This window comes from Syntrophorhabdaceae bacterium, assembly GCA_036504895.1.
Classification (GTDB): Bacteria; Desulfobacterota; Syntrophorhabdia; order Syntrophorhabdales; family Syntrophorhabdaceae; genus PNOM01.
Map to the genome: position 1 here is coordinate 1 of DASXUJ010000070.1, position 16157 is coordinate 16157.

Annotated in this window: 12 protein-coding genes; 3 read left to right on the top strand and 9 right to left on the bottom strand. The window is 55.0% G+C overall.

Features of this window, described 5'->3' with window-relative positions; all coding sequences use genetic code 11:
* Window positions 1-31: 31 nt before the first annotated feature.
* A complete protein-coding gene (locus VGJ94_09705; GenBank protein ID HEY3276884.1) occupies window positions 32-736 on the top strand; it encodes a (Fe-S)-binding protein in 705 nt (234 codons plus the stop codon).
* A gap of 28 nt (window positions 737-764) precedes the next feature.
* Here VGJ94_09705 and VGJ94_09710 read toward each other — a convergent pair whose 3' ends face one another.
* A complete protein-coding gene (locus tag VGJ94_09710; GenBank protein HEY3276885.1) occupies window positions 765-1145 on the bottom strand; it encodes a hypothetical protein in 381 nt (126 codons plus the stop codon).
* A 341-nt stretch (window positions 1146-1486) separates the two neighbouring features.
* The gene (locus tag VGJ94_09715; protein ID HEY3276886.1) at window positions 1487-1720 is read right to left on the bottom strand and encodes a LapA family protein; all 234 of its coding nucleotides are present in this window, start codon (window positions 1718-1720) and stop codon (window positions 1487-1489) included.
* Window positions 1721-1971: 251 nt separating this feature from the next.
* Between VGJ94_09715 and VGJ94_09720 the strand changes: the two genes are divergently transcribed.
* Together VGJ94_09720 and VGJ94_09725 are read left to right on the top strand one after the other, a co-directional pair.
* A complete protein-coding gene (locus VGJ94_09720) occupies window positions 1972-2547 on the top strand; it encodes a hypothetical protein (protein ID HEY3276887.1) in 576 nt (191 codons plus the stop codon).
* 20 nt (window positions 2548-2567) lie between these two features.
* Entirely contained in the window at window positions 2568-3101 is a 534-nt protein-coding gene (locus VGJ94_09725) for a surface-adhesin E family protein (protein ID HEY3276888.1), read from the top strand.
* Between the two features lie 57 nt (window positions 3102-3158).
* Here the strand turns inward: VGJ94_09725 and VGJ94_09730 are convergent, their stop codons facing one another.
* From VGJ94_09730 to VGJ94_09760, 7 genes are all read right to left on the bottom strand, one after another.
* The gene (locus VGJ94_09730; protein HEY3276889.1) at window positions 3159-4724 is read right to left on the bottom strand and encodes a hypothetical protein; all 1566 of its coding nucleotides are present in this window, start codon (window positions 4722-4724) and stop codon (window positions 3159-3161) included.
* Between the two features lie 730 nt (window positions 4725-5454).
* On the bottom strand, window positions 5455-8790 hold the full coding sequence (locus VGJ94_09735; GenBank protein ID HEY3276890.1) for an AAA family ATPase: 3336 nt from the start codon (window positions 8788-8790) through the stop codon (window positions 5455-5457).
* Window positions 8787-10181: a glutamate--tRNA ligase gene (gltX, locus tag VGJ94_09740; GenBank protein ID HEY3276891.1), complete on the bottom strand. Its 1395-nt coding sequence runs from the start codon at window positions 10179-10181 to the stop codon at window positions 8787-8789. The genes VGJ94_09735 and gltX overlap by 4 nt, the downstream gene beginning before the upstream one ends.
* A 946-nt stretch (window positions 10182-11127) precedes the next feature.
* A complete protein-coding gene (locus tag VGJ94_09745; GenBank protein ID HEY3276892.1) occupies window positions 11128-13170 on the bottom strand; it encodes an ATP-binding protein in 2043 nt (680 codons plus the stop codon).
* The gene (locus tag VGJ94_09750) at window positions 13167-14204 is read right to left on the bottom strand and encodes an NrtA/SsuA/CpmA family ABC transporter substrate-binding protein (protein ID HEY3276893.1); all 1038 of its coding nucleotides are present in this window, start codon (window positions 14202-14204) and stop codon (window positions 13167-13169) included. Before VGJ94_09750 ends, VGJ94_09745 begins: the two co-directional genes overlap by 4 nt.
* Before the next feature lie 26 nt (window positions 14205-14230).
* Entirely contained in the window at window positions 14231-15265 is a 1035-nt protein-coding gene (locus tag VGJ94_09755) for an NrtA/SsuA/CpmA family ABC transporter substrate-binding protein (protein ID HEY3276894.1), read from the bottom strand.
* A gap of 340 nt (window positions 15266-15605) precedes the next feature.
* Window positions 15606-16157, bottom strand: a 552-nt coding sequence (locus VGJ94_09760) for a GGDEF domain-containing protein (protein ID HEY3276895.1), incomplete at its 5' end; no start/stop codon positions are given.

Consider the following 16157-nt stretch of genomic DNA (forward strand, 5'->3'; position numbering starts at 1 on the left):
TAGCTCTAATGACCTTTTAAAGGAGAGAAAGATGAATGAAAACAAGGAAGGGAAAGAGACATTTCTGGAGAGCCTTCCCGGTCTCGACTGCGGGCTCTGCGGCTCAAGAACGTGTGAGACCTTCGCCGACAGCCTGATCGAAAAACCCGGAAACGTGGAGAAATGCATCCATCTTCACAAAGAAACAATAAAAATGAACCCGGAAGCCCCGACCAAGACCTGCCGGGGATGTGACGGCGCCCCGGCCGGGATGACGACCGATGGGGGGGCGTGGCAGGATTCCCTGGGCCGGGACTTTGATTTTATTCTCGACTCCCTTCCGGGCGACCCGGGGCCGAGAGAGATCATCATCCCCCACAATGCGGCCCGCACGCGGGAGCTCGACATTCAAAAGGGGGACATCCTCATCGGCCGTCCCATGGGCATGTCCTGCGGATGCCCCGTCACCCACTGCGGGGTCGCAATGGACGTGGACCAGACGAACGGGGTCATCACCTGGTGCGTGACCGGACCGTTGAACCCGCGGGCACAGGGATTCAAGGACGTGGGATACTATTCTGCCCAGGCCTACGAGGGGGTAGTGAACTCCTCGAAGGCGGACCTGAAGATCGGGATGCGATATTTCTTCATGCCCCATCGGTGTATGCTCCAGTGGCGCCACTCGGGGCTCGTGAATTTCATCAACACCTTCAAGGGTCAGAAGGCAATCAGGCTGGAAGGGCTCTTCATAGGCTAAGGCGCTTCGGCGCCCATGGGAAAGAACATTACCGGCGGATATTTCCGTCTCTTGTTGTGGGGCGGCCCCTATCCCGCGGCATCCGGCCCGCGGCATAGAATGCCGCATAAGAGAGGAGCAGGGAGAAGACAGCCACTATCAAGGCAAGGGACTTTCCCTGAAATAGGCCGCCGGCCCAGTGCCTGAATTGGGTGGCGAGGACATTTGACTTGCCGCCGTAGAGCTCCAAGTCCCGGAGATAGCTTTTCGAATCTTCGGGCCTTACCGGGTAAGCCGACTCATCGCCCCCCTCGTAGCCCAGCACGCGAGGGGGCTCATCGATCGCCGACTGGTATATGGCCACGGCGGAACCGAGGCCCGCGAGAAGGACGAAAACGCTTCCTATGGTGAGCCATATGCGGAGATTCATCTTCTTCCCTCATTCAATGACCAATTGTGCTGCCCTTTCGAAAGACTGTCAAGAGAAAAGGAGCTCCGGAGTAACCCCTCAGTCAGATCAAACCTGTTTAGCCGCGGATAACTTCGGATAAAACCGGATGAAAGCAGATGAAAGAGAATGACTTGATTTGCCCGGCCGACTTTGGCCGGTCAAATACTCCCGGCCCTGCGGGGCTGGAGAGTGTCCCACCGGTAGCGTCGCCGGTTGGACAGGTAAGATGCTTTATCCGCCCTTATCCGGTTTTATCCGCGGCGAAAAAAAGGGTTTTGGACCTTCGAGGCGCCTACACGCTTCGGCGGCCCTTCACCGGATCAGGGGGCGGACCTTTTCCCGGGCGCCCTGCCGGTCCTGCCCATCTTGCCTATGGCCATCGAGATCATCACACCTCCCACCACGATTCCGGCCAGGGTGGAGACCAGGATGGCGAGGGCAAGGGATATCTCGCTCTTCCAGAAGAAGAAAGAGACGGCGACTGGCGATGCGTTCTGGATTGAGAAGACGGCGATGAGGAGCACCAGGACTGCCCCGATTATCATCATACCCATGAGAAATTCTCCTAAAATGTGACGTCCGTCCCGGTGGCGACGACCCACCAACCCCGGAACGATTATAGTTTGTAACTTCCCCCGCGGTTTGTACACAAAAATTTACTTGTTCCTGTCCTCCGGTGCATACCGTCCGTGCTTTAACATTGTGAAATAACACGCAAAGTAATACCCAGTTTTTCTATTGATTGTGTGGGGGCTCAGGTGGTAAAAGATAGGTATACGGTACACAACTAAACAAAGGGGAGGTTATGATGGGAAAGTCTCTGGTGATGTGTGGGTTTGCGCTTTTTTTCTTCCTCGGTTTGGCGGCGGGCGCCTTCGGTGTCGAGCTTACGGCTGACACGGTGACCAAGGAAGGGAAGAAGACGGTTCAGGGGAAAATCTATGTGAAGGACGCAAAAGTACGGGTCGAGAAGCGCAGCACGCCGCTCTACGCGATCGTGCGGGGGGATAAGGGCGTCCTCTGGCAGGTCAACGGCGCGGAAAATACCTACCTCGAGGCGAAGCTGACTCCCGAAATGAAACCCTTTTCTGAGGAAAAGCTCCCCGGCGAGGTGAGCCGGAAACAGGTGGGCACGGAGACGGTGGATGGGCATCCTGCGAAGAAGTTTGAGGTGTCCGTAAAGAGGGGAGGCAAGACGGAGACTTATTACCAGTCCTTCGCCACAGATATCGCCTTTCCCGTAAAGGTAGCGAACGCAAACGGAAGCTGGAGCGTGGAATACAAAAACGTGAAGAAAGGCGCTCCCGACAGCATGTTTGAACTGCCCAAAGGCGCGGAACTGGACAAATCGGCTGTTCCCGACGTGTTGGGCGGCCATTAGAGGCAGGGGCGATTCAGCGTATGAATAAACTCGCGATCCTGAAAGACCACGCGAAGGCCATGTTCCTGACGGGGGCTATCATCGTGGTGGCTGTTCTTGCCCTCCTCTGGTGGAAGGGCGATGTCTTTACGAGTAAGGACAGAGAGGTGGCCATTAAACCCCAGCCATCAGCATGGACCCTCTACGGGTCCGATACTGATGGCGCCCACTATTACAAATCTGCGGAGAATCCCAATCCCTCTCCGGGAATAGTTCGGGTTTGGACCCAGGTCGTCTATAGCACAGAAGGAAAGAAGCGGTATGTGGACAAGAGGGGGACCTACAAGTTCGCCACTGCCGGATATGAAGAGTTCTCCCACAGAAACGTGCTGTACGAGGTCAACTGCTTCAGCAAAAAGAAGGAGATATGCATCCAGGAAGTCTACGAGCTGACAAAGGACGGAAAGTCCCTCGACTATGCGAAGGCAGGCACCTACAAGGACTGGTCGGATATTCCTCCCGGCTCGGTGTACGACAAGCTCTATTTATTAGTCTGTCCCGAAAAACGAGAGTGAGCGAAAACAAGGCAATAAAAATGGGGGCCTTTTCAGGCCCCCATTTTTTGTTCTCTTTTATATTGCCTTGGAGAAGAGTCTATCGAGATGCTCCTTTTCCGGCGGCTTGGTCATGTAGCTTACCAGGAAGAAGATGGCGCCGCTGCTTAAGACCAGGAACCATTCATAGCTTCCCATGCCGTACATCTTTTTATAGAGCACAGAATAGCCGCCATAGAGGGTGAATATGGTCCCCCAGACGACGCACGCCATGGCGCCCCACTTCGTGGCCCGCTTCCAGTAATAGGATACGGCGGTGACGAAGAAGAAGACCGCGCCGAGGCCCATTGCCGCAAGCCCCATAAAGATGGAGAGGAGCTCCGGTGGCCTCACAAGGGTCCAGTAGAAGGGCAGGAAGAGGAAGAGGGCGATGAGGAAATAGCCCAGGTAGAGCATCGATTTATCGGAAGTCTGCGGCCACCAGAGCTTGATGATATCCCTCGTGACATTGGAGCTCATGATAAAGACCATGCCGGCAAGGGTCGAAAGGGCTGCGGAGAAAAGCCCTGCCGTATAGGCCGCGAGAAGCCACGGTCCCCCGAGGGCGTAAGAGAGGAACGGTGCCGCGAGGTCGCCCTTCCACGGTTCGATCTTCAGAAGGCCCGGTCCGTAGAGGACGCGTGCCACAAGCCCGTTCGACGAACAGTCGAGCATTATGGGGATTCCCGTGAAGAGCCAGACGACGCCGATGAGCACCCAGTAATCCCGCTTCGTTACCTTCTTCATACCGAGAAACCGGCTCACATTGTGAGGGAAGCCGACTGCCATGGTGAAGAAGATGACCGGGGTCGCGAGGATGCCTACCCAGCTCGACATGAGCTGGGGAAATCCGAGTTTGGGAAGCTCAGGCCTGATGAGGGTCATCAGTTTCGGGTTCTGGGCCGCGAGTTTTTCCGTGATACCCCAGAATCCGCCTATGTGGATGATCGCCCAGAGGCCGAGAAGGGTCCCCACGATGGCGAAAACGAGTCCCTGGAGCGCCATGGCATACTGGTTGCCCACGTATCCACCGAGCACCATATACATCCATGCGATAAAGACGGAAAGGAGAAGGGACCAGAAGGGAGAAAGCCCTGTCATGGCGTACCAGACCGTTCCGCCGGCCTTAAGCTGTCCTACGGAATAAAGGAAAAGGAAAAAGAGCATCGAAATGGCGACGACCGTCTGCAGCCCTTTTGATTGGAACCGCCTGCCGATCGTCTCGGGAAGCGTTGCAGCACCCAGCTTCGCGGAAAAATCTCTCGTCTTTACCGCTCCCAGCCAGATGCAGGGGACGATACCCACGAGGCTCCAGATGCCCGCGAACCACATGCCTGAAAACCCCATGGTGTAAACTATGCCCGTGCTGCCGCAGAAGGCCCATCCCGAGATGTAAGAAGCGGAGAGGGCCGCGGCGGTTACCATGGGACCTATGTCGCGTTTGCCGACAAGGTACTCGTCGAATGTTTTCCACTGCTTCTTGCCCATGAGGCCAAGAAGGACGGAGACAAAGAGAAGGACACCCACCGCGATGCACCCGGTCACGATGGTCATCATGTCCGGTTTCATCGCAGGGAGGAATTGCTGTGCGGCTTGTGGGTTCATTCTTTCCACCCCCTAGTAATGATAGCTGTGCCTATAACTGTCATGAGGGCCGTTGCGATGAAAAGCGCTCCCCACACGTACCAGGAAAACATCAACTCAGAGACAACCTGTGGATCAACTGGCTGCATAATAAACCCCCTTTGCTTTTTTGGTGATCCTTAATGCAAAGCCTCACCTCCTTTACGTGGAATCAGCAATAATTCCTATCCAAACAAATCGACACTTATTGTACGCTACGGATGAAGCAAATCCCCCATTCCCCGAGTATATCTATAGTTACTTATAGTTTTCTAGGAGAATTTGTCAATAAGAAAATAGCGCCTAACAAGCCGATTTATATACTGTTTATAATCCAAGTACTTGATTGTATTAGAAAAACAGTAACAAAAAATTGTATACAGTGAAAAAAATCACAATGTATACAGGGGGATAGATGAAGGGGAAAAGGAGGGAAAGAGAGGTAAAAGGCGAAGAGACAGGCTGAGGTTGAGGTTGAGGAAAGACAGAAGAAAAGTAACCCGGTAACATCATGGACGCATAATGCGGCCATGAGAGGAACTACTTTTCTCGAGTCCGAATGAAATCTGTGAAATTGCGCAAATTAGCCGGGCCATAATCTTTTCCAGATCGAGGCGGCAAGAAGGAGCCGACGCAGGCGTACTGTTGAGTACGTCAAGGAGAGTGACGACGCGGACAACGAAGAGCTGGGAAAGAGGATGGCCCGGCTGGGCTACAGCTTTACGGAGATAATCTTGGAGATGCCTTCCTCCTCCATGGTCACCCCATATATCGTGTGGGAGGCTTCCATGGTGATCCTGTTGTGGGTGATGAAGGCTATCTGGGTTTTGGCGCTCATTTCCCTTATTATCTCCATGAGGGAAATGAGGTTGGCGTCATCCAGAGGGGCGTCGATCTCGTCCATGAGCACGAAAGGGCTCGGCTTCGTGTCGATGAGGGAGAGGAGGAAGGAGAGGGATATGAGGGCTTTCTCGCCGCCGGAGAGCTGCTCCATGCGGGCTACTTTTTTCCCCGGAGGCTGGACGTACATGTCGATGCCGCCGATGTCCGGGTTATAGTGCAGATACCCCTTGCCCCCCTTGAAAAGGGTTTCCGTGAATTTCTTAAAGGCCGTATTTACCGTTTCGAAAGTCTCGAAAAAGATCTCGCGCGTCAAATTCTCTATTTTGGTAATGGTCTTCTTAAGGGAGTCGGCGGCATTTTTGAGGTCTTCCATCTGCTGGGCCAGAAATAGGGCGCGCTCCTTCAGCTCCAGATACTCTTTTTCCGCCCGGAAATTGACCTCGCCGATGGCCTCGATCTCGCCGGCCAATTTCTCCCGCTCGTTTTCGAAATCTTCACCCGTGGGGATCGCAAGGGTCGCGGCGTCCTCGATGTGATAGATCTCTTTGAGCCTCTCTTCTATGACGAGCCGCTTTTCAGTGAGCACCAGTATCTCTTTTTCTATGCCTTCTTTCCTGGACCGTATGCGGGCAATCTCCTTGGAAAGGGCCTCCGCCTTTTCCTCCAGGGCCCGCCGCTCCATATGGATAGCGCCGGAGGCGGTCTTCAACTCCTCGTACCGCTGGACCTGCCTCTCGACCGCGCCTTTGAGCTCCATGTAACTCGCTTCCAGGGCCTCGACTTTCCCGGCCCGTTCGGCAGCACGTCCTTCGGCGGCGTGCATCTTCCCTGCGGCCCCTGCCTTTTCGGTACTGAGATTGGCGGTGAGTGCGGCCTTGCGCGCCCTGTCGTCCGCCAGGGTCTTGATAAGGTTCCTCTTTCGTTCCAGGTTGATGGTCGCCTGGTGCCAGCGGGAGAGGGTCTCGTCGTGGACCTTCTTCTTCCCGTCCGTCTTCTCTTTAAGCGCGGCCATGGCGGCCTCGATCCGTGTTTTTTCGGTTTCCCGGAGGGCCTTCTCCGCGAGAAGCTCCTCCGCGGTCGGACCTGCCTTCTCCTCAAAGAGCTCGACCCTGGTCTCGAGCTCGTGGAGCCTTTCCCGCACGGTCCTCTGCTCCGTCTCAAGGGCGACCGCCTCCCGCTCGAGGCCGGCGATCTTCCTGTCCATCCCTTCCCGTCTCACGCGATATTCCCTCAGGCGGTTCTCACCCGCGAGGTGGGCTGCCTCCGCTTCCTTGAGGGAAGACAATTCTCGTTCGAGGGAAGCTATAATCTCTTTCAGCTCTTTTTCCGCCTTCACCCTTTCGCGGTAGCTCTTGAGATCTACCTTTTTCGATTCTTTTTCCCTCAGGATGAAGCCCCGGGAATCGACGCAGGCATGGTTATTGATGAAGACGCCCTGCTCGCCCTCTCCTATCCGGGAAAGGGCCTCCTCCACGGTCTCGACCCATTTCACTTCCATGGCGATATCGTTGTCCGTGCGGGTGAACATGCCCTGAGGGGGAAAGAAGATGTAATTGCCCTCGTGTTTCTCCACGATCCCGGCAACGGTCTTTACGTCCTTCTCATTGAGTACATAATATTCCATTTCTTTGAAGAAAAAGCGTTCGAGGGCCTTTTCCGCCCCCTCTTCGACGCGCACGAGGTCGATGAGCTTGCTCCGGTTCAGGGGGTTCTCCTCCTTTACGCCCTGGAGGCTCCTCATCTGGCGGATAAACTCCTCTTTCCCACGCCGCGCCCCTTTGAGCTGCTCGATCTTCCCCCGCTTCTCCTGGAGCGCGCGGGAGAGCCCGTCCCGCTCTTCGAGGGCCTTCTTTTCCTGTGCGTCGAAAGAAGTTTTTTCGGCACGCTCCTTCTCCAGAGCGGCCTTGAGGACCGTGTGCTTATCCGTGAGGCCCCGGAGCTTCTCTCGCAACCCCGCCAGCTCGACCTGCTTACGCTCCTCCCGCTTCCGGGCCTCTTCTTTTTTTCTCTCTATCTCGGCGAGGTTGTTCTTGATCTCCGTCAACCTGCTCATACAGACGAAGAGGGTGACCCGCTCCTCTTCCATATGCTTCTGCATTGCCTCGAGCTCCGCTTTCAGCTCCGCGACATGTGCCTTTATCCGGCCTTCCTCTTCTTCGCCCTTTCTGAGAAGGGCCTCTTCTTCCACCTTCTTCTCCTCAAGGGCCTTGCCTTCCTCGCCGAGGCGCAGGATCTTTTCCTCCAGCTCCGCCTGATGCCTTGCAAGGGCCGCTCGCTTGCCAAGGAGTCTCTTTTCCTCTTCTTTCAGGTAGTCGATCTCGAGGAGCCGGCTCTCCATATCCTTTTCCTGGCCCTTGATATCCACCTCGAGCTGGTGGATGGTCTGATCGACGAGGGCGAATTCCTTGTTCTTCGACTCCTGCTCTTCTTTGAGGGCAGCCGTCTCCTCGTCCTTCTTCTCTATCTCTTTCACGAGGTCAACTCCCCGCTCCTCGATCTTTCCTATCCGCTTCGCGAGCTTCCCGAACCCGTCGACGAGGATCCATTTCTCCGCCTCGCTCAAAGAGTCGGCGAGGACCTTGTATTCCTTCCAGCGCTCCCATTCCCTCTCTGCTTTTTCGAGGCTTTTCGCCACTTCCCGGGAGATGTCCTCGACCCGTTCCAGGTTGACTCCCACCTCTTCGAGGCGCACCATGGCCTCCCGCTTCTTCTCCTCGAACCGGGTGACGCCGCTCGTCTCCTCGATGACGATCTTTCGCTCCTGGGGCTTCATCTGGATGAAATATTCGATTTTACCCTGTTCGATGATGGCATAGGAATTGAGCCCGATGCCCGTGCCGAGGAAAAAGTCCTGTATGTCCTTGAGGCGCACCTGGTTGCCGTTCAGGTAATATTCGTTCACCCCGTCACGGTAGATGCGGCGTTTGATGATGGTATCCTGGTCAATGTTCCGGAACTCGATGGCTACTTCTCCCACGCTCATCGATTTCTTTCCGTTGCTCCCGTGGAAGATTACATCGCCCATGTCCTTGATGCGGAGCGTCTTGGTGCCCCGCTCGCCGAGGGCCCAGATGATGGCGTCCACCACGTTCGATTTTCCGCAGCCGTTGGGCCCGACGATCGACGTAATGCCCTCGCCGAATTGGAAGACGGTCCGGTTGCAGAAAGATTTGAAGCCGAAAAGCTCCAGCCGCGAGAGTTTCATTGAATCGAGTCTATCGCCTTTTTAATCCTTTTTTCCACGGTTTCTTTGCCCAGGATCTCTATTACCTCGAATATGCCGGGGCTCACGGTCCTGCCGGTGAGGGCCACCCTGATCGGTTGGGCTACGCCTACGAGCTTCTTGTTGTGCTCCTTCGCGATTCCCTCGACGAGGAGCCTCTGGGCCTCCGGATCGAGTGAGGGGAGGGCAATAAATCCCGCGAGAAAAGCCTCGAGCACGGGTTTGGTCTCGGGGTTCAGGAACTTGGCGCGGGCCGCCTCGTCATAGTCGAAGGTATCGGTAAAATAGACGGAGGCCATGGCGGCCATCTCCTTCAGGGTTTTTGCCCGCTCCTTGAGGAGGGAGACCACTGCGGCGAGCCTTTTCCCGTCCCCCGTGTCGATGTCCATCTTGTCGAGAAAGGGGCGAAGCCGCTCCACTACCGTCGGCTCGGGCAGGGTTTTCATATAGTGGCCGTTCAGCCAGGTGAGCTTTTCCAGGTCGAAGATGGAGGGTGATTTCCCCACGTTTTTGAGATCGAAGAGCTCGAACATCTCCTCTTTCGTGAATATCTCCTGATCTCCATGGGCCCATCCCAGGCGGGCGAGGTAGTTGATGAAGGCCTCGGGATGGAAGCCCTCGTCCTTGTAGTCGATGAGGTTGGTGGCCCCGTGGCGCTTGCTCAGGCGCGCCTTGTCCTTTCCATGGATGAGGGGCACGTGGGCGAATTTGGGGATGGGGTAGCCCAGGGCCTCGTAGATCACCACCTGGCGCGGCGTATTGTTGATATGGTCGTCGCCCCGGATGATGTGGGTGATGCCCATGAGCGCGTCGTCGATCACCACCGTAAAGTTATAGGTGGGCGTGTTGTCGGAACGGAAGATGACGAGGTCGTCGAGCTCTTCACAGTTGAAGCTGATGGGGCCGCGCACGAGGTCGTCGAACGAGACGGTCCCGGTAATGGGCGTCTTGAAGCGGATGACAAAGGGCTTATCCGCAGACTGGTCCGGCGGCAGGTCGCGGCAGGTCCGGTCATAGGCGGGTTTCTTCCCCTGGCCGAGTGCGATCGCGCGCTTCTGCTCGAGCACCTCGGGGGAGCAGTAGCATTTATAGGCGTGGCCGGTCTCCAGGAGCTTATAGGCGAGGTCGTGGTAGAGGTCCATCCGGTCCTTCTGATAAAGGGGCCCCTCGTCCCAGTCGATGCCGAGCCACTCGAGCCCGTCCAGGATTGCGGTCACATATTCTTCCTTGGAACGCTCCACGTCCGTATCCTCTATGCGAAGCACGAAGACCCCTTTATAATGGCGGGCAAAGAGCCAGTTAAAGAGGGCAGTACGGGCGCCGCCGATATGGAGATTCCCCGTGGGGCTGGGTGCAAATCTAGTCTTGATCATGATTGTTCCCTCCGGTATGACTTCAGTGATTATAATGGAAATTGAGGGATAATTCAAATAATTAGGGAGTGCGGGTGGGGGGAGAAGAAGCCGTTTAATGTTCACTTGGACGGCTTCTGAATCGGGGGAATCGCCCATATCCGCCGCCTGGCTCCGGTCAGGTGCTCCAGCGTATGCACGATACGCCTCCGCCCTCTGATCCTCACCAGACGACGAATCTGAACGATTCCCCCAATTCAGGAGCCACAGCAAGCCGGCAACTATTAATTTAATTCAATGGATTGCCGGCGGGAACTTTGATCTCTTCGGCATTACGCAAAGGTGTGAAGGTTGCGAAGCGTCGAAGGGGGTTTAATGATGTAGGCTGGGTTCCATTGAACGCTAATACTTGGAGGAAAATCCAAATACGGTGTGGGCGTATACGTCGAGGTCGCGAATGCATGGCCAACTGTACCTATGCCTGATCATTAGCGTGACCGCGTCTCGACAAGATTGACAAAAGAACAATTTAGTCGTGTCGCAGGAATTATCATTCCTAAATTTTCATTTATGGTATATTTCTACTACTAGTATAGACTGGGAATAGAACCTAAGACGGCGAATTGTCTCTCCGGCGGGCCCGCGGCAACCACTACGATAGGTTTTTTGCTTGCTTGTGTATACGACTGAGCCAATCTGGAGAGAGATATAGATACGGGTCATTCCTGCACAGACGCCGAAAAGGGACCATCGCCAGGGAAGGTCAGGACTATTCTTTTCGTTGACGACGATGAGATGCTTGTGGATCTGAATCTTTCGAGATTCTCAAAAATGGGTTACCACGCAGTAGGCAGCACAAGCCCAAACATATGTCTCCAAAGCTGCGAGCAGAGAGGAAGTGCAGGAGTTGTTAACGCGGGTATTCGAAGGTAAAGAGGGCGGATCAACTCCCCAATGAAGGCGCTCTTTATTCTTCCTTCGTATCCAGCACGTGGCGAATGGCCCGGGCTAATTCCTGTTTTGCGAGGGGCTTCATGAGGTATTCCTTGAAGCCCATTTCCTTTGCTGTCTCCGCAGAGATCGTCTCGCTGTGACCGGTGCACACGATAATGGGGATATCGGGCCTCACCTGAAGAAACGCTTTGGCGAGTTGGGCGCCGGTCATGCCCCTCATCGTCTGATCGGTGATGACAAGATCGAAGCGCGTGGGGTCCGTGGTAAAAGTTCTTAAGGCCTCGGTGCTGTCTGTCACGGCAAATACGGTATAGCCGAGCCTTTTGAGTGTCGCTTCACCCCATGCGACGAGGCTCTCTTCATCGTCTACAAAGAGAATGCTCTCCGTGCCGCCGGGGGCTCGACCTAGGGGTAGGTGCTCGTTTTCAACGCTCGCCTTTATCTTCGGAAAAAAGACCCGGAAGGTGGAGCCTTTTCCCGGCAGGCTCTCGACGGTGATGGTCCCGTGGAGGTCCTTCACGATTCCATAGACCATCGCGAGGCCCATGCCGGTGCCTTCCCCAACTTCCCTTGTGGTAAAGAAAGGTTCGAAGACCCGATTCATGACTTCGGGGCTCATGCCGATGCCCGTATCTTTCACGGTGAGCTGCAGGTACTCTCCCGGAACCATATCGGGGTCGAATACGGGCGAGTCCGGAGCGAAGCGGATGTCCTCAAGGCCGATCTCCAGGGTTCCTCCACTGTCCTGCATGGCGAGGGAGGCGTTGGTGGCGAGGTTCATGAGTATCTGCTGTACCTCGGTAGGGGAGGCAAGGATGGCGTCCGAACTTGCGGTGGCGGTCATCTTGATCTCGATCGTGGCGGGAATGGAAGCCCTTAAGAGCTGGACCGTCTCTTTTATGAGAGGGGTAAGGGACAGGGGGGCTCTCTCGTGGCCCGACTTCCTGCTGAAGGTGAGGATCTGTTTCACAAGGTCCCGTGCCCTCATCGCCGATTTGAGGACGTTTTGGAGGCTCGATCCCACCTCCGGGCGGTCTTCGACATCGTCTACCGCCATTTCCGTAAAACCGATGATGGCCGCGAGGATGTTGTTGAAGTCATGGGCGATGCCTCCGGCGAGCGTCCCCATGGCTTCCATCTTCTGGGATTGGCGAAGCTGCTCTTCGGCCTTCTTGCGCTCCTCGATTTCACACTGAAGCGTTTCGTACGCGGTGCTTAGCTCGGCAGTCCTTTCCTGCACACGAAGTTCGAGGAAATCGCGGGCTTCCCTGAGGGCTTCCTCCGCCCGCTTCCGCTCGATGATTTCCTTCTCGAGAACCTTTAAGGAGACATAAAATTGTTCTAATTGGGCTGTCATCTGGTTGAAAGCTTGTCCCAACTGGCCGATCTCGTCACTACTTTCGATCTCTACCTGGTGGCCCAGATCTCCCCGTGTCACCGCCTTCGCCGCTTCCCGGAGTCTATTGATTGGAGCCAATACGCTCCTGATCGTCAGGGAAGAGAGGGTGAGCACCATTGCAAGGGAAAGGAGGATCGCAAGGAAGATCCAATATAACCCTCGATTCCGGACGGAGTCCATGCGAGCCGCACTGATTGCGGACAGGGTGAGGGCGTCGGTGACGATGTCCCTTGAATTGGCAAGAAGTTGCCCTGTTATTCTTTCTCTCAGCTCTATAGTGTCTTTGTCTTCTCTGCCGTCCTCGCCTTTCGCGAGGGAGACGAGTGACGAAAAAAGGCTGCCCATTGCCTCCTGGCTTTCCCGCAGACGGTCGACAAGGCCTTCCTCCCGTCCCGTCCAAATGCCGGCTTCGACCTTTTCTTTCAAAGACTTGCGTACAGACTCGAATTGCATCCTTGGCCTTATTTCGGGTCGCCGGAGATACTGGTCCGTGGCCAGGTTCAGTTCAAAGACGTTTCTTGTGATGTTATCGATGGCGGAGTTACGTGCCCTTGCCCGCGCCGCCTCCTCGTTTGTCCAATAGACGGCAACCGCGGCGACGATGGCCAAAAATACGGGTATGAGCGCAACCGCTATGAGCTTCGATTTTATTGTCATCTCGATACCTTTGGATGGACGATTGTCACCGCCTCGGGTTTGACGGATTCGAGCCCTTCAAAATAGATGTAGTCGAGGTAATTCGGCATATCCTTCCTGTCCGTGAGCTTACTCCTCATCATCCACCGTGTCTGGTTCTCCAGATTCTCGATGAGCAGGGGGCCGAGGGAGACGTTGGGCGCAAAGGACTTCCAGAAGGGCTCTAAAGCGCGCGTGTCTACTATAAGAAAGCGCGCGGTCATTTGCCGGGCCTCTTGACGGCGCTCTTGTATGAATGCGTCCGACCTCATAAAGGCCCGCAACACCCGCTTAACCGTCTCCGGGTTTTTTTGAACGAAATCCTCCATGGCCACCACGTCCCATGTCTGCTTGTATATCTTCTGCTCTTCGCCGGAGAGGACGACGCCCTTAGTCCCCAGCTGATCGCGAAGTTCAGACAGGTGGGGCTCCCAGGATATGGCTGCGTCTATTTCACCCTTCCTGAAGGCATCGGCCATCCCCTGGGGGGTTACATTTATCAGTCGGACATCGTCTCTCGGTACACGATGGAAAAGCAGGAAAGTGTCCAGAATAAACTCCATATTGGTGCCGAGCGCAACCCCTATCTTCTTGCCCTTCAGATCCTTGGCAGAAGAAATTCCACGATCCTTTCGGCCTATTATGTTCGTTACTGCCGAAGTGCTCGTGAGCGTGGCGATGATGCGGATTTTAGTTCCCTTTAACATCACCGATACAAGTGGGAAGTCGGAAACAGTGGCAAAATCCGCCGTTCCTCCGATGACGGCGTCGAGAGCTTCTTTTCCGGAGGAGAAAGGCAGATAGGTTACCTCTAACCCCTCGCCCTTAAAGTACCCTTTTTCAAGGGCAACATAGAGCTGAGCCGAAGTCAAAGAGCGTCCATCCGCAAACCTGACCTTTTGAGATGGGCCGATGCTCGTGCCGGGGCGTGAAAGGATGTACCCGCCGAGTCCGGCACCCAAGAGAATGATGAGTGCGGCGGCAGCAAACAAATAGGCCTTCTTCCTGTTTCGCATGCGATCCCCTTCTTTCCGGGTCATTCTCATCGCGATGCCTTTGGATGGACAATGGTCACCGCCTCAGGCCTGACCGATTCCAGACCTTCAAAGTAGAGGTAGTCCAGGTAGTTCGGCATATCCTTCCTCTCGGTGCGCTTGTTCTTCATGAGCCATCGCGTTTGACTCTCAAGGTTCTCGACGAGCAACGGGCTAAGGGAAATGTTGGGCCTGTAGGATTTCCAGAATGCTTCAAAAGCGCCTTCCTTTACTCCCGCATATCGTGTGATTATCAGCCGGGCTTCTTTGGGGTTCTCCTCAATGAAAACGTCTGCCTTCAGCAGGGCTCGCAAGACGCGCGTGACGGTCTCCGGATTACTGTGAGCGAATTCCTGCGTGGCCGCAATATTCCAGGTCTGCTTGTAAATGTTTTGCTCGTCGCCGTAAAAGACGACGCCGTTCTCCCCCAGTTGGGCGCCGAGGTTAGATAATACAGACTCCCATGTCACGGCTGCCTGTATCTCGCCCTGTCTGAATGCGTCGGCCATCCCTTTGGGCGATACATCCACCGTATGAACATCTTTTCTCGGTACGCGATTGAAGAGCAGGAAGCTGTCGAGAATAAACTCTGCGTTGGTCCCATAGCTCACGCCTATTTTCTTACCCTGTAAATCATTGACGGAAGATATCCCCTGATCTTTTCGGGCGACGATGCCAGTCAGTTCCGGCGTGCTGGATAACGTGGCGATGACGCAGATTTTGGCCCCTTTCAGCACCTCAATGGCAATGGGCATGTCGGTGGCGGTTCCAAAATCGGCCTTTCCCGTGACAACCTCGCGCAGGGTCTCTTTCCCGAGGCCGAAGGGCGAATACGAGACCTCCAGCCCTTCTTGCGTGAAATATCCCTTTTCAAGGGCAATATAGAGCGGAGCCGAAGGTAAATATACGGCGTCGGCAAATCTCACCTTTATGGGGGGGCCGCTGCGTCTTGCGCCGCTATGGCTAAGAAGGTACGACCCAAGCCCCAAAGCCAGAAGAATAAGGATGGATCCGAGTGGAAACAAGTACCCTTTTGTTTTCACATGTGCCTCCAGCCGGCTTTTGTCGGGAGGTCCATCACTCACCCCTACGAGTTAGCCCTGACCCCCCGCCTTGCAGACTGATTATCCTTTAAATCACGATCATTTTCAAGTAGCAGATGCGAGAAAGACTGCGAATAGCCCCAGGCCCGTTCCTTTCACCCCTTCCTTGGTAGTAAAGAAAGGGTCGAAGATTCTTTCCCGTGTTTTTTCGTCCGTGCCCACGCCGGAACCGGCTGAGGCGGTGCGGACCGTGCTGGACGCAGGCAGGGAAGAATAGGGGAATTTATGAAGCATTACGATGCGAACGGGAATCGGGAACTTGGGAATGGAGACACCGTTTTCAGGCCCGGCGTTGCTTATTCCTCTTTTCTTCGTACATCAATGTATCCGCTCTAATGATAAGATCTTCCAGGGAAACGGGGGTTTCGGGATCATATGCCGCGATGCCGACACTCAAGGCGAGCTTATATTTTCGTGCGTCCCGTCTATTGTTGTTGTCGATGATATTCTGTAAACGCCCGACCAGATCTCCTCTATGTTCATCGGGCGCATTTATGGCGAGGACGGCAAATTCATCTCCCCCCATGCGGCCGATGATATCCGATTCTCTAAAGGTTTCACGGAGGATGGTTGCGGTTTCGACGAGTGCTGCGTCGCCTTCTTTATGGCCCAATGTATCATTGATCCACTTCATCTTGTCGAGATCGATAAAGAGGAGCTCCATTCCCTTCTTTGTCCTCCATGCCAATTTCAACTGCTGCTCGCAAAGAGTGAAGAAACCCCGGCGATTGTAGAGGCCGGTAAGGTCATCCATTATTGACATGGTCTCGAGTTTTTCCTCCATTTGCTTTCTTTCGGTAACGTCTCTCAAAAAGGCAAGGGAGGCTGATTC